Origin of the sequence: Anaerotignum propionicum (assembly GCF_024461735.1) — a bacterium.
Taxonomy (GTDB): domain Bacteria; phylum Bacillota; class Clostridia; order Lachnospirales; family Anaerotignaceae; genus Chakrabartyella.
The window spans coordinates 39733-63928 of the sequence record NZ_JANGAD010000001.1 but is presented as its reverse complement, the minus strand read 5'-3'; the positions used below and the strand labels follow the sequence as shown (position 1 = coordinate 63928).

The window sequence follows — 24196 nt, the reverse complement described above, 5'->3', positions numbered from 1 at the left end:
CTAAATTCAATAAATTACTTCTTATTTTCCAAGAAAGTATGCTACTTAAGATGATTACTTGCATATATACGAGCCTACAGACAGATGTTGGAAATTTGATATTTTCATTGTGGTTACATGGGCTTATAGCTTTCTGTGACCTATTGCCAAATCCATTAAAACGGTTTTATTCTTTGTAAATGACAGCCTAAGGCCAAAACTTTACAAGAATAAAACCGTTTTTTCATATATACACTTCTAAAATCTGACATTACAACCTATATTTTTCTTCCCTATAAATCATGGGTCTCTTGATCCTTTTTCTAAAACAGGGAGACCTCTCCCATTTTATTTATTGATAAATATTATTATTTAATAATAAAACACAAGTATTATTGACAATACAACCAAAAAATGCTAAAATCCAAAAATATAAATACTAGGTTGGTTACGCTGTATCACTCCCTTTTATAATTTCTTATTTTTATATAGAGTTTAATTTCGTGAGTAAAAATAAAGCCCTAATCAATAAATGTATTTCATGATAAAAAAAAACCTTAATCCTTATTTTTAAGCAACGATACAAAGGAGGTATTCTAAGCCATAAATGATATGTCACTTTAAGATTTTACAGAATAGTTAGCGTCTTAAAACTTAATTACATAGTTTCGCAGTAAAATATAAGTCAGTATTTCTCCATATCTCTTCTATTTTAAAAGTGAACTCTCCCTTATTTTGCGAAAAAACATGGCAAACACATATATACTTTTAGTTCCTCGATATTGCATCAAATCAAAATATGAATTAGGTCTTTCAAAGCTAATAAGCTACCTTGAATGAAAAAATGCATATCCGAAACAATGCAGCTAACAATCTTAGAGAATCAATTAAGCATAAACCTATTCAAATCAAAATACAAAGGAGCGTGCAACATGTTAAAAACTGCAAAACTTAAGACAAAAATTGTGCTTTTATTCGGCGCAATAATTCTATCAACGATTCTTATTCAGGGTACGGTATCATTTATACAACTTACAAAATCCCACAATACAATCATTAATGCTTACAAGAATGACTTTGACACATTAATTGAATTGAGCGTCAACAATTTAATCAGTGTTTTGGATGTTAATCATCAACGTTATTTAGATGGAGAAATTACCCACGAAGAAGAAATGAAAACTGCTGAAAAAATCGTTCGTGATTCCCGATATAATAATGGTGAAGGATACTTTTGGGCAGACTTAGAAAATGGTGTTTGTGCTATACATATGAATCCCCAAATTGAAGGTACACAACGGCTGCAGGATCAAGATAAAGCAGGGAACTTCTTTATAAAAAATTTGATTGCTGTAGGAAATCAACCGAATGGCGGGTTTACTGAGTATTACTTCCCTAAACCAAACGAAGATGGTGTCTTTAAAAAACGAGGGTATACCAAAAAATATGAACCTTATGGTTGGTATATCAGCGCAGCCAATTTTTATGATGATATTGATAAAATCATTGCACAATATGAAAAAGAAAAGTACATGTCTCTCCTTAGTCTTGCTGCCTGTGGTGCCGTAGTTGGCTCCTTCGGTATCTTCTGGATGTTTGTTGTTGCCAGAAGAATCACTGGTCACCTGAAGCGTGTTACAGATCGCTTAACTCTTCTCAGCCAAGGGGATTTACATTCCCCAGTAATTGAAGTTTACACAGGAGATGAATTTGAAACCCTATCCTTTGCTACAAAACAAACGGTAGATAGCTTAAGGGGAATTATGAATGATATCCATGAAGTAATGAAAAGATTTTCTGATGGAAACTTTGTTCTCAATTCAACGTTAGAATATAGCGGTGATTTGTCTGGAATTAATGACTCCATTCAAAGCTTCTCAGCTAATATATCTAGAACATTGGCACAAATTAATGCTACCTCAACGGAAGTTGCCCGGGGCTCCAGTCAGGTGTCAGAGGGTGCCCAAGTCCTTGCCCAAGGAGCTACGGAACAAGCCGCTTCCATTCAAGAACTGGCTGAGCTTGCCAATGAAATGACAGCAACCATTCACCGCACTGCAAATGATGCCGCACAAGCTAAGCAAATTGCCATAGACTCCAGTCATTCTTCTGCCCAAGGTCAGCAGCAAATGCAAGAAATGATTGTAGCAATGGAAAAAATCAGTGATGCTTCCAATGAAATTGGTAAAATCATTAAAAACATTGATGACATTGCATTTCAAACAAATATCCTTGCCTTAAATGCAGCCGTTGAAGCAGCACGGGCAGGAGAAGCAGGAAAAGGGTTTGCCGTGGTGGCAGATGAGGTTCGTAATCTTGCAGGAAAGTCAGCAGAAAGCGCAAAGCTAACCTCACAGTTAATTGAGAATTCTATTACTGCTATTGCAAATGGCTCAAAAATAGTCTCTGAAACTGCGGGTTCCTTAAATCATATTATTTTAAGCTCTGAAAAAACTGCTGACGTCATTCAAAGCATTGCAGACGCAGCCATCCAGCAAAAACATTCAATGGATGAGGTAAGTAATAGCCTTGCAGAGGTTTCAAATGTAATTCAAATAAATAGTGCAACCTCTGAGGAAAGCGCCGCTGCCAGCGAAGAAATCTCTAGCCAAGCTGAAATTCTGAAAGATTTAATCAATCATTTTCAGTTTCAAAATCAAGACTCATTTACTGAATAATTGAATGCTTTAAAATCATATGAGTGCTACATTGATTGTTGAAGCGCTTTCATTCAGAGGAAGCGCTTTTGTCCCCTCCAATTTGAGAATGCTCATAAAAAATAAGTAAATTCCTATTTTACAAACAACCACCTTATTTTTCAAGGTGGTTGTTCTCGTTTCTAATCACATCTATCAGACCAAAAGATAAGCCGAAAAATCAGTTGTTGAAAAGAACAAGGAAAGGGATATGCTTTCCATCTGCATATTCCTTTCCTTAATTATTATCTATTATCTTTTCTATTTTCTTTATCTTACTTTTAAACCAAATTTGTATAACCCATAAGTGTCTCATCCACTTCTCTTGCCACACTGCGCCCTTCTTTAATGGCCCAAACAACCAGTGATTGCCCTCTGTGCATATCCCCCGTAACAAAAATCTTTGGGGCATTTGTATGAAAGCTGTTTTCTGCCGTCTTGACATTTGTTCGCTCGTTCAAATCCACTTTAAATGCTTGTGCTACATAGCTTTCCGCACCGACAAAGCCTGCCGCAATCAACACCAAATCCACATCAATTGTCTTTTCACTACCCTTCACATGACCAAAGGAAGCTGTTCCGCTTTTATCCACCTTTTTCTCCAGCTTAACAATTTTTGCTTTTACAACATTTCCATCCTTATCTAAAACAAACTCTGTTACTGTTGTTTCATAAAGGCGGGGGTCGCGCCCGAAAACAGCAAGTGCTTCCTGTTGCCCATAGTCGGTTTTTAAAACCTTTGGCCATTCCGGCCAGCGGTTATTGTCTGCTCTTTCTACGGGAGGCTTTGGCATCATCTCAAGCTGAACTACACTTTTTGCTCCATGACGGATAGACGTTCCCACACAATCGTTACCGGTATCGCCGCCGCCAATCACCAAAACATTTTTTCCTTTTGCTGAAATATATTTGCCATCTTTCAATTCACTGTCTAAAAGGCTTTTGGTTGTGGCCTTTAAAAAATCCACTGCAAAGAATATGCCTTTCCCTTCTCTTCCGGGCACTTTAATATCTCGAGGGTTGGATGCACCACAGGCAAGAATGATAGAATCATATTCCTTAATCAGTTTTTCTGCCTTAATGGAATTTCCAATGTCAGCATTGATTACAAATTCGATGCCCTCCGCCTTCATGATGTTTATTTTGCGCTCTATTACGTTTTTTTCCAGCTTCATATTGGGAATGCCATACATCAGCAATCCGCCGACTCTGTCATTACGCTCAAAGACTACAACGCTATGCCCTCTTTTATTCAGCTGATCCGCCGCCGCAAGGCCTGATGGCCCACTGCCAACCACTGCAATTTTCTTTCCCGTTCTTACTTTAGGTGGGTTTGGCTGAATCAAACCATTTGCATACCCATTTTCAATTATGCTCCATTCATTCTCCTTAATGGAAACAGGAGTATCATTCAGCCCACAAGTGCAAGCCGCTTCACAAGGAGCAGGGCAAACCCTGCTTGTAAATTCAGGAAAGCTGTTTGTTTTTAAAAGTCTGCCCAAAGCCCGATCTGGCTTTTCCAAATAAATCAAATCATTCCATTCCGGAATTAAATTATTCAAAGGACAGCCCGAGGTCATTCCTTTTATCATCATTCCACTTTGACAGAAGGGTACGCCACAGTCCATACATCTTGCCGCCTGTTGTTCTTGTTCTCTTTTTAATAAATGCTCGTGAAAATCCTGAAAGTGTTTAATCCTTTCCTTCGGGCTTGTTTCACCCCCGGATTTTCGTTCAAATTCCAAAAATCCTGTTGCTTTTCCCATGCATAATCCCCCCTGTCTTATTTATTTGAATAGAATGCATAGAATGCCTCAATCAATGCCTCATCACCACTTAGCCCTTTTTCCTCCAAACGAAGGGTAGCCTTATGCATCTTATCAAAATCATGGGGCAAAACCTTTTTAAACTTAGGCAGATAATTTGCAAAATCCTCTAGGATTTCCTTTCCCTTCTTGGAACCCGTCAACTTCACATGATTGGTCAGCATCTCTTTTAATAAGGTAACATCCTGCTTATGCAAAATCTCCTCCAAGGACACCAGCTCCTTATTTACTCTGGTGTAGAAATCTCTATTTTCATCCAAAACATAGGCAACACCACCGCTCATGCCTGCGGCAAAATTTTTGCCTGTATTTCCGATAATCACTGCAATTCCTCCTGTCATGTATTCACAGCCATGGTCGCCAACGCCTTCAACAACGGCTCTGGCACCGGAATTGCGGACGCAGAAGCGCTCTCCCCCAACACCATTGATATAAGCCTCACCATCCGTTGCGCCATACAGTGCAACATTGCCGATAATAATATTTTCATCTTCTTTCAGCTTGCTTTTCCTTGGTGGATACACGACTAGCCTGCCACCGGAAAGACCTTTTCCGAAATAGTCGTTACTGTCCCCTTCCAATTCTAGGGTTAGCCCCTTTGGAATAAAAGCACCAAAGCTCTGTCCCCCTGCACCGTTGCATTTAACATGTATTGTGTTATCTGCAAGACCTTCAGGATATTTCTTTGTCATTTCAGAGCCTAAAATGGTGCCTACGGTACGGTCCGTATTCTTTACGTCCACCTCAATAAAAGCAGGAGCTTTACTTTCTATGGAACCCTTCAGCTTTGGATATAATACCTTTAAATCTAAGGTATCTTCCAAATGGTAATCATAAACCTGCTTGGGATCAAACCCAAAGTGCTGTCCCGGTTTCGCAAAAGGATTATTAATGATTCTTGCCAATTCCACCTTCGTGGTTCTTGTTCTTGCACCATCACGAATCTTTAACAGGTCACTGCGTCCAACCATTTCCCCAATGGTTCTAAAGCCAAGCTTCGCCATGTACTCTCTCAATTCTTGGGCAATAAAATACATAAAGTTCACTACATATTCGGGTTTGCCTTTAAATCTTTTTCGTAGCTCTGGGTTCTGGGTAGCTACACCCACAGGACAAGTATCCAAATTACAAACACGCATCATTACACAGCCCATGGTTACCAATGGAGCTGTTGCAAAACCAAATTCCTCTGCTCCCATCAAAGCAGCTAGGGCAACATCCCTGCCACTCATAAGCTTTCCGTCTGTTTCCAACGTAACCTTATTTCTAAGGCCGTTGCGAATCAAGGTTTGATGAGTTTCCGTCAAGCCCAGTTCCCACGGAATCCCTGCATGCTGAATAGAGGTTCTGGGTGCCGCACCCGTGCCGCCATCATAGCCTGAAATCAAGATAACCTGAGCACCAGCCTTTGCGACACCTGCGGCAATGGTGCCTACCCCTGCCTCAGCGCAAAGCTTTACGGTTATTCTTGCATCACGGTTGGCATTTTTCAAATCATAAATCAACTGTGCCAAATCCTCAATGGAGTAAATATCGTGGTGAGGCGGAGGGGAGATCAGACCAACTCCAGGGGTAGAATGTCTTGTTTTCGCAATCCAAGGGTATACCTTTTCCGCAGGCAAATGACCACCTTCCCCCGGTTTTGCTCCCTGAGCCATTTTAATTTGAATTTCCTTTGCACTTACCAGATATCTGCTGGTTACCCCAAAACGACCAGACGCAACTTGCTTAATTGCAGAGCATCGGCTGTCTCCATTGGGGTCAGGGGTCAAGCGATCAATGCTTTCTCCCCCCTCCCCACTATTGCTTTTGCCGCCAATACGGTTCATAGCAATGGCGAGGGTTTCATGGGCCTCCTGACTGATGGAGCCATAGCTCATTGCCCCCGTTTTGAAGCGCTTTACAATAGACTCAACACTCTCTACCTCTTCAATGGGGATGGGATTATCCAAAAACTTAAAACCTACCAATCCTCGTAATGTCACCTTTGCTTCATCATTCACCATGCGGGTATATTCTTTAAACAGGTTATAATCTCCCGTTCTGGTGGCTTCCTGCAACAGGTGAATGGTTTGGGGATTATACAAATGCTTTGACTTATTGCTTCTGAATTTGTGACTTCCAACGCTATCCAACGTTAAGTCAGTATCCAAACCCAAGGGATCAAAGGCACTGTTGTGCCACTCGTGGAATTCCTTTTGGATGTCGTCTAAATCAACACCCTCAATTCTGGTAACAGTATTGGTGAAATACTTATCCACAACCTTTGAATCAATGCCTACCGCTTCAAAAATCTGCGCTCCTTGATAAGATTGAATTGTAGAAATACCCATTTTAGATGCAATCTTTATAATACCATGAAGAATGGCACCGTTATAATCATTCACCGCCGCATAATAATCCTTATCCAAAATATCATCATCAATTAAATTTGCAATGGTATCTTGGGCTAAATAAGGGTTTACCGCACAAGCACCATAACCCAGCAATGTGGCAAAATGATGTACTTCCCTTGGTTCTGCGGTTTCCAAAATCAAAGCAATGCTGGTTTTCTTTTTGGTTTTCACCAGATATTTACTGACTGCCGAAACTGCCAATAGGGAAGGAATGGGCACGTGGTTTTCATCCACATCACGGTCGGAAAGAATAATAATATTCGTTCCTTCTCTGTAAGCCCGATCCACCTCTACAAACAGTCGGTCAATAGCTCTTTCCAGCTGGGTATTCTTGTAATAGGTAATAGGTATTACCGTGGACTTAAAGCCCGCAATATCCAAATCCCTGATTTTCATTAAATCTGTGTTGGTAAGGATGGGGTTATTCACACGAATAACCTTGCAGTTTTCCGGCTTTTCTTCCAAAAGGTTTCCTGCTCCACCAATATAAACGGTAGTACTTGTTACAATCTCCTCCCTAATTGCATCAATGGGCGGGTTAGTTACTTGGGCAAACATCTGCTTAAAATAATTAAACAACGGTTTATTTGTTTCCGAAAGAACCGCCAAGGGTGTATCTGTACCCATAGAAGCAATGGCCTCTTCCCCTGTTTTAGCCATGGGCAGGATTGCCGTCATTACCTCTTCATAGGTATAACCAAAGGTCTTTTGTAATCTTGCCAATTCTTCCTTGGTATATTGAGGTGTTTTCTTATTTGGAATGGCAATATCCTTTAAGTGCACAAGGTTTTTATCAATCCACTCGCCGTAGGGTTGTCGTGTTGCATATTGTTCTTTCAAATCATCATCATCTATAATGGTTCCCTTTGTTGTATCCACAAGAAGCATTTTTCCCGGGCGCAAACGGTCTTTTTTTATGATTTTCTCCACAGGAATATCTAAAACGCCGACCTCCGAGGATAAAATCAATCTATCATCATCGGTAATGTAGTAACGGGAGGGTCTTAAACCATTTCTGTCTAAAACTGCACCCAATACCTCGCCATCAGAAAATAAAATGGAGGCAGGGCCATCCCAGGGCTCTAGCATTGTGGCATAATATTGGTAAAAATCCTTTTTCGCCTGACTAATGTGCTTATTATTGCTCCAAGGCTCAGGAATGGTAACCATAACCGCCAAAGGCAAATCCATGCCACTCATGGCGAGGAACTCCAGGGTATTATCCAGCATGGCACTATCGGAGCCTGATTGGTTAATAATCGGTAAGACTTTGTGCATTTCTCCCTTGAAAACGTCTGCCGCCATGGTTTCCTCACGGGCAAGCATCAAATCGGAGTTACCACGGATTGTATTAATTTCTCCGTTATGTAAGATATAGCGATTGGGGTGAGCCCGATCCCAACTTGGCGTAGTATTTGTGCTGAAACGAGAATGTACCATACCAATGGCAGATTCATAGTCTCTGTCCTGCAAATCCGAAAAGAATAATCGCAGCTGATTTACCAAAAACATCCCTTTATATACAATGGTTCGAGTAGAAAGAGAAACCACATAAGAATCATCATTGCTTTGCTCAAAAACTCTTCGTGCCACATATACCTTGCGCTCGAAATCCAGACCCTTCTTGGTATCCCCTTTTCTTTTGATAAAGCATTGTAAAATATATGGCTTACAGTCCAAAGCCTGCTTTCCCAAAATAGAAGCATTGGTAGGAACCTCTCTCCAACCAACAAATTCCAATTCTTCTTTTTCAACAATGATCTCAAACATCTTTTTCGCACGGTTTCTTTCCAGCTCCCCTTGGGGTAGAAAAAACATACCCACTGCATAATCGCCTTCTTCGCCAATGCAGTATCCTAATCTTTTTGCCTCTTTTAAAAAGAACTTGTGGGAAATCTGCAATAAAATTCCTACACCATCTCCGGTCTTGCCTTCTCCGTCCTTACCTGCTCTGTGTTCCAAGTTTTCTACAATTTTTAATGCATCTTCTACTGTTTGGTGGCTTTTGATGCCTTTGATATTCACGATTGCACCAATCCCGCAGTTATCATGCTCAAAGCTTGGGTCATACAGCCCCATTGCTTCGTTGGGTTGCTGAAACAAATTGTTCCCCATACGCCTCATCCTTTCAAAACTTCATCTGTGTTCTCCACGTTTTTTCTAAGGTAACTTGACCCTTAAAACGTTTATCACCTATTCCCTATTTTTTCGGAAAAAAAATTTCCCCATTTAATTTGGAGAAAAAAAAAAGCCCTTAAACACGCAGAACTACACCGTTTAAGAACTCCTTTGATCTTGGGCACAATTATAATACATTTTTTTTGGCATTGCAATGATGAAAAAAGGAGCAAAAAAGCATATTTGAAAAAAGAATAAAAAACTAAACATTTGTTACCATTCCCTTTGGCCCTAAGGAAAATTTCATTGGATATATTTATTAAAAAACAAGACAGTCTTTCATAAAATATATGAATAATTACATGGGTCATGAAAAAAAACGACTGATAGTTTTTTTTAGTTTCCATTGCAGGCGTACAAATGTTTTTAATATATGTACAAGAATTAACTTGTTTTCCTAGCATTTCTATGCTTTTGTAGACCATGCCTTCGTCCTAGTAATAAAGAAAAAAGCGTCATCTATTTTACTAGATAACGCTCTTTTAATGGTTTTATTTTTCCTAAAGATTATTTTACGTCCTTTGCATCGCTCCAAACATGATCCAAACCATAAAAATCTCTTTGTTCTTTATTAAACAAGTGAATCAGCAGGTTCCCATAGTCCAGCAAAATCCAAGTTGCGCCGCTGTATCCTTCCGAGTGATGCAGTTTTACATCCTCCAGTGTCAGCTTACGCACAATTTCATCTGCCATACCTCTTAAATGATTTACATTATTACCGCTTGCAATTACAAAGCAGTCCGCAATATTGGATAAACCTCTTAAATCCAAAACGCGTATATCTTGCCCTAATTTATCCTCCAATGCCTCCTGGGCAATCTTGGCAGCTTTCATTGCGTCCATGTTATTCCTCCTTAACATTCCTTATAATATTCTATTGCTTCTAACGAAAGAGGGTGTATTTCCCGTCCTTTGGTTTTTACATATTTGATTGTTTCTTCTAAAATATATTTCATTGCCATATTAAGATCCAGATATGCCAGCCTTCTAGCTTCCTCTATTCCATCAAAAGATTCCCGATTTGGTTCAATGTAGTCAGCAATATAGATAATTTTTTCTAGCAAAGTCATGTTTGCCTTCCCTGTTGTATGAAAGCGAATTGCTCCCAAAATTTCTTCATCTGCAACCAAATACTCTCTTTTTGCTACCTCTGCCCCTAAAAAAGGATGAATCAAATCAGGTATCTTTATCATATATTCGTCCATTGGTACCTTATATTCCTTACAAAAACGATCCCTCATTTCAGGTGGAAAGTCCTTGGCGCAGTCGTGTAATAAGCCTGCCACCCGGGCTTTTTGCTTGTCCCTTTGGGTACCGTAAATCTCTGCTAGGCGTTCCGCTTCATCAGCAACACCCATGGTATGGATATATCTTTTAATTGACAATGCAGACTGCAATTTTTCCTGCATTACCCCCAAATCCAGCATAAATTTCACCTCATCCTTTTCCTCGTCCTGATACAGGCAGAATTTATGAATATAATCCTCCACTGCCTGAGGCAATAAATATTTAATTGGTTCCCCTCTTTTTTCCCGATTTCTAATATCAGAGGAGGAAATCGCCAGTGCAGGCACTTCCATAAAATGAATTCGGCTGGTAAATTTCTCTTTGATTTCCCGAATATCCCCATATAAACGCTCTCTATCATACCCCGGTCTGGTCACTGCAACAAAATCGCATAGGGATAAAAGTCGTTCCGGTTCCTTCCAGTTCATGATTTGGTGAATGGCATCCGCCCCTGTAATAAAATAAAGCCTTACATCAGGCCGACACATCTGCTTCAACGCTTCAATGGTATCAATGGTATAGGTCATACCCGGTCGGTCAATCTCAATGCGAGACACCTCAAAATTTTGATTGCGCATGGTTGCTAAAACAGTCATCAAATACCGATGCTCATTTGCTGTTATCTGACGCTTTGCCTTATGTGCAGGTCTGCCGGTAGGAATAAAAATAACCTTGTCCACATTAAAACGATGGCGCACAGCCTCCGCCGTCACCAAATGTCCATTATGGATAGGATCAAAAGTTCCACCCATAATGGCTATGCTTTTGCATTCCTTAAAACTTGCTATTTCACTTCGCATAGAAACGCCTCTTATCTTTTCTTTTCCAATAGTTTCACTTCAGCCAGTCTTTGCAATGCCAACCCATAATCTCCTGCTGTTTTTCTTGCAGCAACCCACAATAAATGCAGACCCTCAAAGATGATGTCTCTTGTTTCCTCATCCTCATCCTTTAAGGTTTGCAGGGTTCGCAACGTATTTTTGGTTGATAAAACCACCTCGCCCTGTTCATCTGCATGAGTGGCAGACAGCAGTTCAAACAATGCATCCACAAACTTTTCTCGCTTTTGGGGTGTTAAACTTTTCAACCAGCACTTTAAGGTTTTATTCCAAAATTTGCTTTCCATAGAAACGGCCTCTAACCGAATAAAATCTGCCCCCATAACTTCCCAAGAATAAGGATCGTGCTGCATTACGCCTTTCTCTGCACTTTTCACCACAGTATATTCTCCTTGGTGATTCATCAGCATTCCAATAATAGAGGATTGTGGCACAAAAGTATGCAGTTTTTCAAGAATATTACGATACCCTTGAAAACGAAGCATCCCCTCCTGAAAACCGGGCCCATCATGGTTATATATACAAACAATTCGATCTTGAACTTCTTTAGGATTCACTGCAGATGCAAAAACAGCCAAATTTCCACCTTTTGAATGTCCTCCAACACGAATCTTTCCTGAAAGCCGCTGCGCCACATACAAAAGGTACGCCGCTGCCGCTGTCTGCGCAGGAACAAGATCCAAAAAGCTCATATTAAAATCCTCTTTCCAGCCAATCAAAGATAAATCCGTTCCTCTGTAGGAAACAAAAAAAGTGCCATCTCCCACAAGAACCGTAATCGCAGAAAACTGCGCTTCCTTTTCTATGTCAATATGGTCTGCATAAAAACAAACCGCCATATTCTGAAAGCGTGGACTTTTCCCCATGAGCTGCAGTAATACCACATCTTGTGGGTCTCGTATATGAAGCTTTTCCTGGGGGAGCTCTTTAACTCTTAGTGCCAAGTCACTAATAGTGACAGGCTGAGCATCATATTGTTTTAAAACTTCTGTTAAAAAATGATAGGATAAGCATGTTAAAATAAAGCCATCCACATCCTGAAATGGGGATTGCTCCAACGTTAAATCTCCTCTCCAAAGGAGATAATCTAATACGTTAGCCATGGCACCCTCTCCAAAGTATTATTTTGACTTAGGCAATTCTATCACAGGCTTAGTCTTTGATTGACGAAATAACACAAATTTATTTCCAATCACCTGAACGACGTCCGCCCCAGTTCTGCTGCCAAGCAGTTCTGCCGCTTCCGCAGCCGATAACATATTATTATCCAGGACGCTGACTTTTATCAATTCTCTTGCTTCCAGCGCATTATGCACCGTATCTCTCAGTTCAGGTGTTACACCGTTCTTCCCAACCTGAAAAATAGCATCTATTCCGTTTGACATGGAACGTAAATATGCTCTTTGCTTACTTGTCAACATAAAATCCTCCAATTATAAATACTTATTCCGATTACAAGTGTAATAATAACAAACTCCGTAACCACTCTTCTGATGAGTCTTTAAATACTCACACAAAACCAGCTTATAAAAGTTCATTAAACACCTATAATATACCTTAAACATCATAGCACACAACCCCCTATTTTGCAATCTTCCCCAAGAAAAAGCATTTCTACTTATCATGTTATATACTTTTTTGAAAAAATCATTGTTCCATGATTGTATTGATGATAAAATGTAGTATAATAAATAAAATCACATAATATGGACTTGTTATGCCACACAAGCGGTATTCAGTTTCACTATACTATTTGCAATTTTGTTTAAAATAAAACACTTTCACAGCAATTGGTCTGTTTTTCATACCTTAAATAAAGGAGGAACGCGACATGGATTTTCAAATCGGTTCACGGCTTAAAGAACTACGGAATAAAAAAAAATTAAGCATTGCCGAGCTTTCTAAAATTTCAGAAGTAAGTACCGGCTTAATCAGTCAAATAGAGCGTGATTTGGTTGTACCTTCAGTGGTCAGCCTCTGGCGCTTGGCCAGTGCCTTGGATACAAATATTAATTATTTTTTTGAAGATAAGGAAAAAGAGGATGGCATCCTCATTCGTCGAGGAGATCATAAAATCATTGTAACCCACCACAATAACAGCTTTTATAAATTATTGTCTCCCACTCGTGCTGGGCATTTATTAGATATGACAGAGGTTCGTTTGGAAAAAGGGTGTACCTATGAAAAGGAAACCCTTTGTCATGAAGGAGAAGAATGTGGATATGTACTAAAAGGTACTTTGACCGTCCACTTAAACGGGAATGAGTATGTGCTTTATGAAGGTGATAGCATTTATTTCAGCAGTTCACTGCCCCATAAATATATTAATAATACGGATGAAGAATGCATTTCAATTTGGGCAATGACCCCTCCTTTCTTTTAAAAGATAACGACGCTGCTGTATAGCGTTTTAATTTGAAAACTAGTAAGTCTATAAAGCATAAAAATAAGACATATCCATGAATAAAGAATATGTCTTATTTTTATGTATCCTTTAAATACACATCTTATGTTTTTTACACCATAAAACTTCTTTCATTGTTTCACAGTTTTTTTCATCTGTATTCTATGGCTATCTTAGCCCAAAACCTTTTGTATCAAGCTGAACCAGTTTTTATATGAAATCATTTCCAGCTCCTTTTCCGTAAAACCTGCCGCCTTCATTTTTAAAAGCAAATCAGGAATCTTAGAGCAATCCTCTAAGCCTACAGTATAAGATGTATCTTGATCACTATAGCTTTTCATTGACTCCGTTGAAAGAAACTCAAAGAAATCAAATCCAAAACCAAGGTGCTCCACCCCAATTTTATCCGCTATGTAGGATGCATGCTTCACTAAATTATCAACAGTTTGCTCGTTCAAATTTTGACTCACAAATAAATTGAAGGAATTTAAGCCAATCAGACCCTTTGTATCTCGTATAGCCAAAAGTTGTTCGTCTGACAAATTCCTTGCAGCAGGCGCCAGTGCCTTCGCATTGGAATGGGATGCCAAGATGGGGCCCTCTGCCATATCCATTACGTCCCAAAAGGAACGCTCATTTAAATGAGAAACATCCAAAATCATATGTTTTTCCTGTAACATGCGAACTGCTTTTTTCCCCAGTCCTGTGACTCCTCTGGAAGGATCACCTTGAACCCCTGTGGCCAATAGATTTTCCTCGTTCCATGTTAACATGGCATGACGCACGCCAAAATCATACAGCATATGGATTTGATCCAAATCTTCCCCAATTCCAGAAAGACCTTCCATGCCAAGCAAGATGAAGAACTGTCCAGCCTTTCTAGCTGCTTCGATTTCTGCCATATTATGAACCAAAACCGCATCTTCACACTCTGCCATTTCATCCTTTGTTGCCTTTAAAATCTGTTCCAGCCTTCTCGACGGTTCTTTGTCAAAAGGTGGATCAATCCAGATGACGAAGCAGCCTCCTTCAACTCCGCCCTTACGCAGTCTTGTTAAATGGTGATTTTTTATAACCTGCGTTTCGCCAAGCAGGCGTCTGATGGTGACATCACTAAAGATGTCAGAATGTCCGTCAAATATCATATTACTCCTCTTTTCGTCTCTTCAAAAAAATCTCTTATGCTTATGCGCCTAACATGTTACCAATAAATGTACCAAAATATGTGCCAATAACATATCCCAATGTACCAACCAACATGATAGGACCTACCAATTTCACCCAGCCCTTGGAAATTGCCATGGCTGCCGCTGTTGTAGGACCCCCAATGTTTGCATTGGATGCAAGAATAATGTCCTCTAAGTTGTACTTAAACAGCTTGCCGAAAACAAAGCAGAACAGCATGTTACCAATAACCATAATCAAACAGAATACAAACAGCATTGGAGCATTCACCAAAATTTGCTTAATGGATGCGGGAACGCCGATTACAAACAAGAATAAATAAATCAAATATGTACCGATTTCCTGTGCACCTGCTGTTTTCTCTACGTGCTTAGAGCCAAAGGTGGCAACAGCCATTGCTACCGTTGTCATAACCAAATATTTATTGCCTAATAGGCCGTTAAGCATTGTTAATCCACGATTACTTGTTGGAATAATATTGCCAAAAACTTTTGCAATTTCAACAGAAACCCAAACAATAATTGCACTGATGGCAAAGTCTACAGCAATATCTCTTAAAGAAATGGGCTTTCTTTCCCAATAAGCAGCAGCTTGGGTTTTAGCAGTCTCATCAACACCAACACTTTCCACCTCATCTAAATGGGGATGGGTGAAAGCCTTACGGAAAAAACCAATGCTTGGAATGGCAATTAAAATAAAGAAATAACATGCCATTAGAAGATTATCTGCAACTGTTGTAGATGCAACAGTCTCACCGGGAATCTCAAAGGCGCCTGCCAATGCTGCAAAATTCACACCACCACCAATGTAAGAGCCTGTCATCATCGCCGCAACACCTGCCGCATTAGGAACGCTATTCTTCAATAAACTGAAGGCAACAACGGCGGAAACAGTTGTTCCAACAGAACCAACTAAAAATATAATCAGCAATTTTCCCGATTCCTTCCAAATCTTACGAATATCACACTGTAGCAGCAACAGAGGAATCGCCAATGGAACCACATAGCCCCAAATAATATCATCAAACCAAGGTGCATTTGTGGGGATAATGTTCAAATTCGTTAATACCAATGCACCAATCAGTGCAATAATTGCACCGGAAAGCTTGGATGCCCAAGTCCATGTCTGCTCTGCGTAAATGGAAAACGCAACCCAGCCACAAGTGATAGCCATGAGTGCCCACGTATTGTCAGCACTAATTAAAGTTGTACCCGTCATAATATCTCCTCCTTCAAAAAAATAAATGATGTAAAATTCCAATGCCTCTTTTTCCGTTGCTGCATAACAGAAATATAAGGCGAGATTCATGATGAATCGTTGAATATTTTGAATTAATTCAACATATTGAATCTTTGTTCAAAATATACCACCCTTTTCATTGCCTGTCAATAACAAAAATAGCAAAATATCACTACTTCCATTATATTTTTTTACATCGAAGTTCATGCTAATACAAAAAATTGCATTAACTACAAATTTTTTTCCTCAAAAAATTGTCAATAATTCTAAAATGATTATTTATATTTTTTATTTTAATAAAAAATTGCTTTTTCGTTATTTTATTTACATATTAAAAGAAAGACATTTGATTTTTTCTGTAAGACAATTTCTATTTATTTGGTTCTAAATACTAGGGAAAGAAGTGTACTAATCTAGAATTAACGATTTAAAATATCCTAATTAAAGTCTGGAAATATCTATTAGTTATAATCGGTTATAGTAGAAAATATCTCGTTTCAGAAAATTAGAGAATTGAATTCTATTGTACTTTGTGTCATATGTGTGTCATTTGAATATTATTAACCCTTATTTGCATGTGTATATTTGAGATGGTTTCATGTATTCTAATTACCTATATCTCTTGAATTGTATCTAGATAAATAAAATAAACCCCGAAAACTTGGTGTTCTCGGGGTTTTGATGTTTCGTATAAAGTTGAAATAATTATCTCTTGCTGAACTGAGGCGCACGTCTCGCTGCCTTGAGACCATATTTCTTTCTTTCTTTCATTCTAGGGTCACGAGTTAAGAAGCCAGCTTTTTTCAAAGCGGGTCTGTAATCCCCATCTGCCTGAAGTAATGCTCTGGAGATACCGTGTCTGATTGCACCTGCCTGACCTGTAAATCCGCCACCATTTACATTAACCAAAATATCAAACTTTGCTGTTGTTTCTGTTAATTCCAAAGGCTGACGAACAATCAGCTTCAATGTTTCAAGACCAAAATATTCGTTGATATCTCTTTTATTTATTGTTACTTTACCGTTGCCGGGTACCAAATATACTCTAGCTACGGAAGATTTTCTTCTGCCTGTACCGTAATATCTAGCTGCTGCCATTATGCTTTCCTCCTCCTATTAAAATTTAATTTCCAAATTTTCGGGTTTCTGTGCTGCATGGGGATGCTCTGCACCTGCATATACATGCAATTTGCCAAACATCTTTCTTCCCAGAGCATTTTTAGGAAGCATACCTTTTACAGCATGTTCAATAACTCTTTCAGGGTGTGTATCCAGCATCTTATCCAGTCTAGTTGTTTTCAAACCACCTGTGTAACCGGAGTGATGATGATATACCTTCTGCTCCAATTTCTTGCCTGTTACAGCAACCTTCTCAGCATTGATAACGATAACATAGTCACCCATATCAACGTTTGGTGCATACTGTGGTTTATTCTTGCCTCTTAAAATGTTTGCGATCTCTGTAGAAATACGACCTAAAGTCATATCAGCAGCATCAATCAAATACCACTTTTTTACTACATCAGATTCCTTCGCAATGTAAGTTGTTCTCATGGTTTCTACCTCCCTATTCATATTTTGTTTGATCCGTTGACTTTGCCGTTTTGCGGGAACAAAACGGTCAATCTCCATTATGTGCTTCACATAACTTATTGGATCCCACCTTGAGAAACATATATATTTAAAGCCAAAAGGCTCTAAAATCAAAATACAGCTTTTTAATTATAGTACATTCAGCCTTCGCTGTCAACAGCTTTTCCATGCAAATCATAATAAATTTCCTGTAAAGTCAAGCCTTGTGGCTCCGCCGTTATCCCAGCCCTTTCCCGGTTCTCACTTTGTATGATTTCTAAAATCTCATCAGGGGAGATTTTTCCCTGCCCAACAGAAATTAAAGTTCCTGCCATAATCCGCACCATATTATACAAAAAGCCGTCACCGGTCACATAAATTGAAATCACGTTACCTTCACTTTTTACAAAACAATCAAAAATGCTTCTCACCGTTGATGAAACAGTGCTTCCCGCTGCACAAAACGCAGCAAAATCGTAGGTACCAATAAAGTTGCTAGCCGCTTTATTCATTTTTTCCAAATCTAGGGGACTATATACAAATGTTGAATAGAGCCGCTCCTTAGGATTTCGCATGGGGCCATTCCAAATACGATATTCATAAGTTTTTTTGATACAATCATACCTTGGATGAAAATCAGCAGAAACCTCCTCTGCCTTTACCACCACAATATCCAGCGGAAGCAAAGGACGTATGGCAAGGGGAATTTTTTCGACAGGTATGGTTGTTTCTACATCAATTGTTGCCCTTTGCCCCAATGCATGTACCCCTCTGTCGGTTCTGCTTGCTCCGATACAGGTTAAATTTGGGGAACGAAACAGACTTCTTAGCGCCTTTTCCAATTCCCCCTCAACAGTAATGACCTCCGGCGACAATTGCTTTTGCCATCCGCTATAGTTGGTTCCATCGTAGGCAATGGTCAATAGTATACGCTTCACAAAATGCCTCCTGACAGATAGAAAAGGGAGTTGCATTCTCTCCCTTAACATAGTTTTATAAAGTCTTATTTTTTTGAAAATTCTTTCTAGCCTAAGGATTTATTCTCCTAAATTGGGAGTGTTATTCCCAAAATAACAGAAAGCTTAAATCAAGAATCCAAATATTTTTGTTGCATATCTAATGCCAAGAACCGCCACAAGATAAAGTACCCCTATGGCAAATGCGTTGTAGTCTCTTTTTTGCATTTGCATACGGTTCATGCGGGTTCTATTTTCATCTCCATGATAGCACCTTGCCTCCATAGCCATTGCCAGCTCTTCTGCACGGCGAAAAGCAGAAATAAAAAGGGGAACAAGGATAGGAATCAAGCTTTTTGCTTTTTGCATCAAGTTACCTGAATCAAAATCTGCACCTCTTGCCTGCTGAGCCTTCATAATTTTATCCGTCTCGTCCAGCAAGGTTGGAATAAAGCGCAGAGCAATTGTCATCATCATTGCAATTTCATGGGCAGGCACCCCAATTTTTTTAAAAGGACGAAGCATGAATTCAATACCATCGGTTAATTGAATGGGCGTAGTTGTCAAAGTCAGCACAGAGGATCCTACAATCAAAAGTACCAAACGAATGCACATTTTTGCAGCCAGCATAATTCCTTCCATTGTCAAACTTAAAAATCCCCATTGCCAAAGTACATGTTCTCCCTTTGTCATAAAAAGATTGATAAAAGCTGTAAACAGAATAATAATCATGATGCCTTTAATGCCCTTTAGCATAAACTTTAAAGGCACCTTGGACAACTGAATCACTGCCCCTAAAATCAAAATTACAAATAAATATCCAACAAAACTATTAATCATAAACAATGTAATAATATACAGAAAGGTCAAGCTGAGTTTAACTCTAGCATCCAACCGATGGATGGGTGAATCCACCGGATAAAACTGTCCTATGGTAATATCCCGAATCATACCCTCACCTGCCTTACTAAATCCATCAATACTTTTTTGGCATCTTCCACCGTGAAAATATCCAAGGGAACATCAAAGCCCCTTTCTTTTAGTGCCGCAAAGACATAGCTCACCTGAGGTGCTGCCAAGCCCATAGCTTCCAGCTCCTTAACATGACAAAAAACCTCTTTGGGCGTGCCTTCCATAGCTGCTTTGCCTTCGTGCATTACGATAATACGGTCAACCAATTTCGCAACATCCTCCATGCTATGGCTCACCAAAATTACGGTTATCCCTCGCTCTTCATGAAGATGCTTGATCGCCTGTAGTATTTCGTCTCGCCCCTTAGGGTCTAAACCTGCTGTAGGCTCGTCCAATATTAATACCTCAGGATTCATGGCTAAAACCCCAGCAATGGCTACACGACGTTTCTGCCCGCCGGATAGTTCAAAGGGGGATTTTTCATATAGCTCAGGGGCAATCCCTACAGTTTCCAATGCTGCAACCACATTTGCATGAATCTCTTCCTTAGATAGTTGCATGTTGGTAGGGCCAAAAGCAACATCTTTATAAACTGTCATTTCAAAAAGTTGATACTCCGGGTATTGAAATGCCAAACCAATGCGCCTGCGTACCTCTTTTAATTTTGCTTTATCCCTATGAATATTTTCACCGTCTAATAAAATTTCACCCTTACTTGGGGTGATAATACCATTCAAATGTTGTATTAAGGTTGATTTGCCCGAGCCTGTATGCCCAATAAGACCAACAAATTCTCCTTTTTTAATTTCCAGAGAAACATCATCCAGCGCTTTTTTCTCAAAAGCGGTTTCAGGATTATAAATATATGTTAAGTGGTTAATTTTAATTGACATAGTGCACCTACCATTTCCTCGACTGTTAAAATATCTGCGGGTATGTCAACGCCTTCTTTGCGTAAAAGATGGGCAACCTCTGTCACCTGCGGTACATCCAAGCCATACTGCTGTAACCGCTCAACCTGAGAAAAAATCTCTTTGGGCTTTCCCTCCATCACTACCTCGCCATCATCAATCACATAAACCCGATCCCCGCGGACTGCTTCGTCCATATAATGGGTAATCAGAATAATGGTAATGCCTTCGTCTTTATTTAAGCGTTCAATGGTCTCTAATACCTCTTTGCGTCCCACAGGGTCCAGCATGGCTGTAGGCTCATCTAAAACAATGCAATCGGGCTTCATAGCAAGCACACCTGCAATGGCAATACGCTGTTTCTGACCGCCGGAAAGCTTTGATGGCGTATGCTTTGCATACTTTTCCATATGAACCGTAGCCAAAGCCTCATCCACCCGATGACGAATTTCCTCTGGGGCTATGCCCATATTCTCAGGGCCAAAAGCTATATCCTCTTCTACAACCGTAGCTACCAATTGGTTATCTGGATTTTGGAAAACCATGCCTGCGGATTGACGAATTTCCCAGATCAATTCTCCATTTTTCGTATCCATACCTTTCACCCATAACGTACCTGCTGTGGGCTCCAGCAATGCATTAATGTGCTTTGCAAAGGTAGATTTTCCGGAGCCATTATGACCTAAAACAACGACAAATTCCCCTTTATCAATCTCTAAATCAACTGCTTTCAAAGCAGTAACTTTTTCTTCCTCAGTGCCGTGGTCTGTTTCAAGCATTTTGGTATACTCATACGTCAAACCTTCGGCCTTCACCATTTTCATAATTTCACCTTTTCTATAAAGGATTTTCATCCTCTTAAGTCTATGACAAATAATGCTCACAGCTATGAATAGGATACGTTTTTTCCACAAAAAAGTCAAGAAAAACAGGGCTTTGCTATACAAAAAGTACAGCTTAATCCCTTAATAAAATCTTCAATTTTTCGTAAACACATCGTAAATCTGCCTTAAGGGTATCTTCTACTTTCTGTGTTATGATTAGATCATAGAAATCAAGTGCTGTAATCTGTTGGTAACATAGGAGAAAGGTGACTGTAACAACATCGTAAACCCACTGTAACCTACGTGAGCCCCCTTTATGCTACAATAATAAAAACAAAGTTTCTTTTTGAAAGGAGAGACATTTATGAAAAAACAATTATTGAAACTTGCAGGTGCATCCATTTTAGCTTTTTCCCTATCCTTCGTTACATTTATGTCTCTGACAGTAGCAATCCAAAATAACCAAGAAAAGAAAGAGGCTGCCACAATTCATGCAGAGCAGACCCTTAGTAACGATACTACTTTAACATCGGTTCTTCACTAAAATTAGAAATCCCTTTCTTAATATAAAAAGTCACATACAAATCTTTGTGTGTGGCTTTTTCATATCTTACAATCTTTATTTTAATGAAAAGTCAATCTAATTATTCCTGCCTCTTACTGAAGTAACCTTGTTTCTATATCTAAAGTGACTTAGAATTATTTCAAGGTTATCCAGCTAGTTTTTTGACTGTTGCTGTAATCATAGGAATTTCATATATTTTCTTAAAGCTCAATTCTGTTTCTCCATCTAAAAATTGAAAGGAACGTTCTTTGCTGGTAATGCTTTGGGGCGTAATTTTCTTTCCCGACAACGTGTAGGTGTCTTTTGCAGATTCTTTAAAAAAACCCTTATAATAAAAAATAGCTTGATTATAATAATAAAAGTCTCCATTTTTATATACAGTAAAATAGCATTGTGAGTCTGTTTCACAAGTATAAGTACCGATAAACCGGTTGGTCATCCCTACCCCTTCTGGTAGCTTCAGATACCAAAGAAAAAGGAGAATTGAAATTGCAATAAATATTTGCTTTTTTTCATATTCAACCTCCATGCAAATATTATATGCCAATCTTTTCCTCGTAGGCGTCTCCAACAGTTCAGACGAACCATTGCTTCCTTTTAATTTCATTATTGGCATAATTACATATATATTATTTGTTATATTTTTACAAATAGAGGTCACATCTAATTAAATGTTTTGATAAGAACGCATGCAAAAAGCGGCTCCCCAAATGGAGAACCGCTTTCATTTATCTATTAAACCAATTCAATGAATACTTCCATCGCGCCGTCGCCTTTTCTTGCGCCCAGCTTAACGATTCTAGTATAACCACCGTTACGGTCAACATACTTAGGAGCGATTTCATCAAACAATTTCGCTGCCATGTCAACTTCTTTACTCATTGTTCTAACTTTCTTGCCATCAGCAGGAACTTCAGTTACAGGGTAAAGATAAGCCAACAGTTGACGTCTTGCTGCAAGTCTAGAAGGTTTATCCTTCTTTACTGTTTTCTTTTCTTCATTGTAAACAGTTACTTTCTTGCCGTTTACAACTTCTTTAACACGCTTGCCGCTTGCGTCTTTTTTTGCAACTTTTGCTGTTACTTCAACTTCATCGAAGTTGTCTTTTTCTTTCACAGCAATTGTGATGAGCTTTTCAGCAATTCTTCTTACTTCTTTCGCTCTTGTTTCTGTTGTTTTAATTTTGCCGTGGTACAGCAAATTTGTTACTTGGTTTCTTAACAAAGCCTTTCTCTGAGGTGTTGTTTTACCAAGTTTTCTATAACCGGATGCATGCATGGTTTGTATCCTCCTAGTTGATCCCCGTAAGATAGTGCCCGCCGCCACTGCTCCTCGGGCTTATGTGGTGGCGTAATCTTACGGTAATAATAGTAACGGGCAGAACTTATTCGTCGCTGGGTCTTAATGCCAAGCCAAGCTCTGCCATTTTGTTTAAAACTTCTTCCAAGGACTTGCGTCCCAAATTTCTAACCTTCATCATTTCTTCTTCTGTCTTATTGGCAAGGTCTTCCACTGTGTTGATACCTGCTCTCTTCAAGCAGTTGTAAGAACGAACAGAAAGATCCAGCTCTTCAATACTCATTTCAAGAACCTTTTCTTTCTTACCTTCCTCTTTCTCAACCATAATAGAAGCATCCTTTGCGTTATCAGAAAGATCAATAAACAGGTTCAGATGCTCATTTAAAATTTTTGCACCGTAGCTGACTGCATCATCGGGTGCAATAGTACCGTTGGTCCATACTTCCAATGACAATTTGTCATAGTCGGTAATTTGACCAACACGAGTATTTTCCACAAGGAAATTTACTCTGGTAACGGGGGTGAAAATACTGTCAACAGGGAGCATGCCGATAGGTTGGTCGTCCTTTTTGTTTTTGTCCGCACCAATATAACCGCGTCCTTTGTTGATGGTAATCTCCATATAAAGCTTGCTGCCAGCGCCGCCGGAAAGTGTTGCAATGTGATGATCAGGATTTAAAACCTCAATATCACTGTCTGTTTTAATATCAGAACCTTTTACTTCCCCCTCACCCTCAACGTCAATATAGGCAATCTTGGGTTCGTTTCCTTCGCTGGTGTTTTTAATTGCAAGTCCCTTTAAGTTCAGGATGATTTCTGTTACATCTTCCTTTACCCCAGGAATTACGCTAAATTCATGAAGCACGCCATCAATTTTTACATTGCTGACAGCTGCCCCAGGAAGAGAAGATAATAAAATTCTTCTCAGGGAATTTCCTAATGTTGTGCCATAGCCTCTTTCCAAAGGCTCTACCACGAACTTGCCATAAGTTCCGTCCGGTGCCATCTCAGCAATCTCAATACGAGGTTTCTCAAATTCAAACACTCATTCAAACCTCCCTTTTTTATATTAAGGTGCTGCGGGACATTTTGCCCCACAGCTTTTTGATTGACTTTTTTGCACAACCG

At 39.4% G+C, this 24196-nt stretch carries 20 protein-coding genes; 3 read left to right on the top strand and 17 right to left on the bottom strand.

All coding sequences use genetic code 11. From position 1 onward, the window contains the following. Positions 1 to 911 precede the first annotated feature (911 nt). Positions 912 to 2657, top strand: coding sequence for a methyl-accepting chemotaxis protein (locus NE558_RS00390; RefSeq protein WP_256147938.1), 1746 nt, complete (start codon positions 912 to 914; stop codon positions 2655 to 2657). Positions 2658 to 2956: 299 nt separating this feature from the next. Here NE558_RS00390 and NE558_RS00385 read toward each other — a convergent pair whose 3' ends face one another. From NE558_RS00385 to yhbY, 6 genes are all read right to left on the bottom strand, one after another. After that, positions 2957 to 4441, bottom strand: coding sequence for a glutamate synthase subunit beta (locus NE558_RS00385; RefSeq protein ID WP_256147937.1), 1485 nt, complete (start codon positions 4439 to 4441; stop codon positions 2957 to 2959). 17 nt (positions 4442 to 4458) lie between these two features. Next, positions 4459 to 9012: a glutamate synthase large subunit gene (gene gltB / locus NE558_RS00380; RefSeq protein ID WP_256147936.1), complete on the bottom strand. Its 4554-nt coding sequence runs from the start codon at positions 9010 to 9012 to the stop codon at positions 4459 to 4461. A 570-nt stretch (positions 9013 to 9582) separates the two neighbouring features. Then, positions 9583 to 9918 carry a ribosome silencing factor gene (gene rsfS / locus NE558_RS00375; RefSeq protein WP_256147935.1) on the bottom strand — a complete coding sequence of 112 codons (336 nt, stop codon included), beginning with the start codon at positions 9916 to 9918 and terminating at the stop codon, positions 9583 to 9585. An 11-nt stretch (positions 9919 to 9929) separates the two neighbouring features. Continuing rightward, positions 9930 to 11162, bottom strand: coding sequence for a nicotinate-nucleotide adenylyltransferase (gene nadD / locus NE558_RS14535; RefSeq protein ID WP_330643321.1), 1233 nt, complete (start codon positions 11160 to 11162; stop codon positions 9930 to 9932). An 11-nt stretch (positions 11163 to 11173) separates the two neighbouring features. Further along, positions 11174 to 12304 (bottom strand): Mbeg1-like protein, encoded by a 1131-nt coding sequence (locus NE558_RS00360; RefSeq protein ID WP_256147934.1) that lies wholly within the window; start codon positions 12302 to 12304, stop codon positions 11174 to 11176. An 18-nt stretch (positions 12305 to 12322) separates the two neighbouring features. Continuing rightward, entirely contained in the window at positions 12323 to 12622 is a 300-nt protein-coding gene (gene yhbY, locus NE558_RS00355) for a ribosome assembly RNA-binding protein YhbY (RefSeq protein ID WP_066047668.1), read from the bottom strand. A gap of 410 nt (positions 12623 to 13032) precedes the next feature. Between yhbY and NE558_RS00350 the strand changes: the two genes are divergently transcribed. Then, a complete protein-coding gene (locus NE558_RS00350) occupies positions 13033 to 13584 on the top strand; it encodes a cupin domain-containing protein (RefSeq protein WP_066047664.1) in 552 nt (183 codons plus the stop codon). A gap of 194 nt (positions 13585 to 13778) precedes the next feature. Here NE558_RS00350 and NE558_RS00345 read toward each other — a convergent pair whose 3' ends face one another. The 8 genes from NE558_RS00345 to NE558_RS00310 all read right to left on the bottom strand — a co-directional run bounded on the left by NE558_RS00345 (position 13779) and on the right by NE558_RS00310 (position 21204). After that, the gene (locus NE558_RS00345; RefSeq protein WP_256147933.1) at positions 13779 to 14750 is read right to left on the bottom strand and encodes a dipeptidase; all 972 of its coding nucleotides are present in this window, start codon (positions 14748 to 14750) and stop codon (positions 13779 to 13781) included. Between the two features lie 40 nt (positions 14751 to 14790). Next, the gene (locus NE558_RS00340; protein WP_256147932.1) at positions 14791 to 16008 is read right to left on the bottom strand and encodes a DUF819 domain-containing protein; all 1218 of its coding nucleotides are present in this window, start codon (positions 16006 to 16008) and stop codon (positions 14791 to 14793) included. Positions 16009 to 16734: 726 nt separating this feature from the next. After that, on the bottom strand, positions 16735 to 17127 hold the full coding sequence (gene rpsI, locus NE558_RS00335; RefSeq protein ID WP_256147931.1) for a 30S ribosomal protein S9: 393 nt from the start codon (positions 17125 to 17127) through the stop codon (positions 16735 to 16737). A gap of 18 nt (positions 17128 to 17145) precedes the next feature. After that, on the bottom strand, positions 17146 to 17583 hold the full coding sequence (gene rplM / locus NE558_RS00330; RefSeq protein ID WP_256147930.1) for a 50S ribosomal protein L13: 438 nt from the start codon (positions 17581 to 17583) through the stop codon (positions 17146 to 17148). Positions 17584 to 17762: 179 nt separating this feature from the next. After that, entirely contained in the window at positions 17763 to 18539 is a 777-nt protein-coding gene (truA, locus tag NE558_RS00325; RefSeq protein ID WP_256147929.1) for a tRNA pseudouridine(38-40) synthase TruA, read from the bottom strand. A gap of 144 nt (positions 18540 to 18683) precedes the next feature. Continuing rightward, positions 18684 to 19508 (bottom strand): energy-coupling factor transporter transmembrane component T family protein, encoded by an 825-nt coding sequence (locus NE558_RS00320; RefSeq protein WP_256147928.1) that lies wholly within the window; start codon positions 19506 to 19508, stop codon positions 18684 to 18686. Continuing rightward, positions 19505 to 20362, bottom strand: coding sequence for an energy-coupling factor transporter ATPase (locus NE558_RS00315; RefSeq protein WP_256147927.1), 858 nt, complete (start codon positions 20360 to 20362; stop codon positions 19505 to 19507). Before NE558_RS00315 ends, NE558_RS00320 begins: the two co-directional genes overlap by 4 nt. Continuing rightward, a complete protein-coding gene (locus NE558_RS00310; protein WP_256147926.1) occupies positions 20338 to 21204 on the bottom strand; it encodes an energy-coupling factor transporter ATPase in 867 nt (288 codons plus the stop codon). The genes NE558_RS00315 and NE558_RS00310 overlap by 25 nt, the downstream gene beginning before the upstream one ends. 364 nt (positions 21205 to 21568) lie before the next feature. Here NE558_RS00310 and NE558_RS00305 point away from each other — a divergent pair, with 364 nt between their 5' ends. Further along, a complete protein-coding gene (locus NE558_RS00305) occupies positions 21569 to 21748 on the top strand; it encodes a hypothetical protein (RefSeq protein ID WP_256147925.1) in 180 nt (59 codons plus the stop codon). Between the two features lie 166 nt (positions 21749 to 21914). On the opposite strand, the gene NE558_RS00300 is transcribed toward NE558_RS00305, so the two are convergent. The 3 genes from NE558_RS00300 to NE558_RS00290 form a co-directional block, all read right to left on the bottom strand. Next, the gene (locus tag NE558_RS00300; protein ID WP_256147924.1) at positions 21915 to 22316 is read right to left on the bottom strand and encodes a hypothetical protein; all 402 of its coding nucleotides are present in this window, start codon (positions 22314 to 22316) and stop codon (positions 21915 to 21917) included. Positions 22317 to 22504: 188 nt separating this feature from the next. Then, positions 22505 to 23047, bottom strand: coding sequence for a bL17 family ribosomal protein (locus tag NE558_RS00295; RefSeq protein WP_066047640.1), 543 nt, complete (start codon positions 23045 to 23047; stop codon positions 22505 to 22507). Between the two features lie 106 nt (positions 23048 to 23153). Continuing rightward, entirely contained in the window at positions 23154 to 24113 is a 960-nt protein-coding gene (locus NE558_RS00290; RefSeq protein WP_256147923.1) for a DNA-directed RNA polymerase subunit alpha, read from the bottom strand. Between the last annotated feature and the right edge of the window lie 83 nt (positions 24114 to 24196).

Bases quoted from the DNA above. Each gene is read 5' to 3' on its own strand.
- NE558_RS00390 (WP_256147938.1), top strand. From the start codon at position 912: ATGTTAAAAACTGCAAAACTTAAGACAAAAATTGTGCTTTTATTCGGC.
- NE558_RS00385 (WP_256147937.1), bottom strand. From the start codon at position 4,441: ATGGGAAAAGCAACAGGATTTTTGGAATTTGAACGAAAATCCGGGGGT.
- gltB (WP_256147936.1), bottom strand. From the start codon at position 9,012: ATGGGGAACAATTTGTTTCAGCAACCCAACGAAGCAATGGGGCTGTAT.
- rsfS (WP_256147935.1), bottom strand. From the start codon at position 9,918: ATGGACGCAATGAAAGCTGCCAAGATTGCCCAGGAGGCATTGGAGGAT.
- nadD (WP_330643321.1), bottom strand. From the start codon at position 11,162: ATGCGAAGTGAAATAGCAAGTTTTAAGGAATGCAAAAGCATAGCCATT.
- NE558_RS00360 (WP_256147934.1), bottom strand. From the start codon at position 12,304: ATGGCTAACGTATTAGATTATCTCCTTTGGAGAGGAGATTTAACGTTG.
- yhbY (WP_066047668.1), bottom strand. From the start codon at position 12,622: ATGTTGACAAGTAAGCAAAGAGCATATTTACGTTCCATGTCAAACGGA.
- NE558_RS00350 (WP_066047664.1), top strand. From the start codon at position 13,033: ATGGATTTTCAAATCGGTTCACGGCTTAAAGAACTACGGAATAAAAAA.
- NE558_RS00345 (WP_256147933.1), bottom strand. From the start codon at position 14,750: ATGATATTTGACGGACATTCTGACATCTTTAGTGATGTCACCATCAGA.
- NE558_RS00340 (WP_256147932.1), bottom strand. From the start codon at position 16,008: ATGACGGGTACAACTTTAATTAGTGCTGACAATACGTGGGCACTCATG.
- rpsI (WP_256147931.1), bottom strand. From the start codon at position 17,127: ATGGCAGCAGCTAGATATTACGGTACAGGCAGAAGAAAATCTTCCGTA.
- rplM (WP_256147930.1), bottom strand. From the start codon at position 17,583: ATGAGAACAACTTACATTGCGAAGGAATCTGATGTAGTAAAAAAGTGG.
- NE558_RS00320 (WP_256147928.1), bottom strand. From the start codon at position 19,508: ATGATTCGGGATATTACCATAGGACAGTTTTATCCGGTGGATTCACCC.
- NE558_RS00315 (WP_256147927.1), bottom strand. From the start codon at position 20,362: ATGTCAATTAAAATTAACCACTTAACATATATTTATAATCCTGAAACC.
- NE558_RS00310 (WP_256147926.1), bottom strand. From the start codon at position 21,204: ATGAAAATGGTGAAGGCCGAAGGTTTGACGTATGAGTATACCAAAATG.
- NE558_RS00305 (WP_256147925.1), top strand. From the start codon at position 21,569: ATGAAAAAACAATTATTGAAACTTGCAGGTGCATCCATTTTAGCTTTT.
- NE558_RS00295 (WP_066047640.1), bottom strand. From the start codon at position 23,047: ATGCATGCATCCGGTTATAGAAAACTTGGTAAAACAACACCTCAGAGA.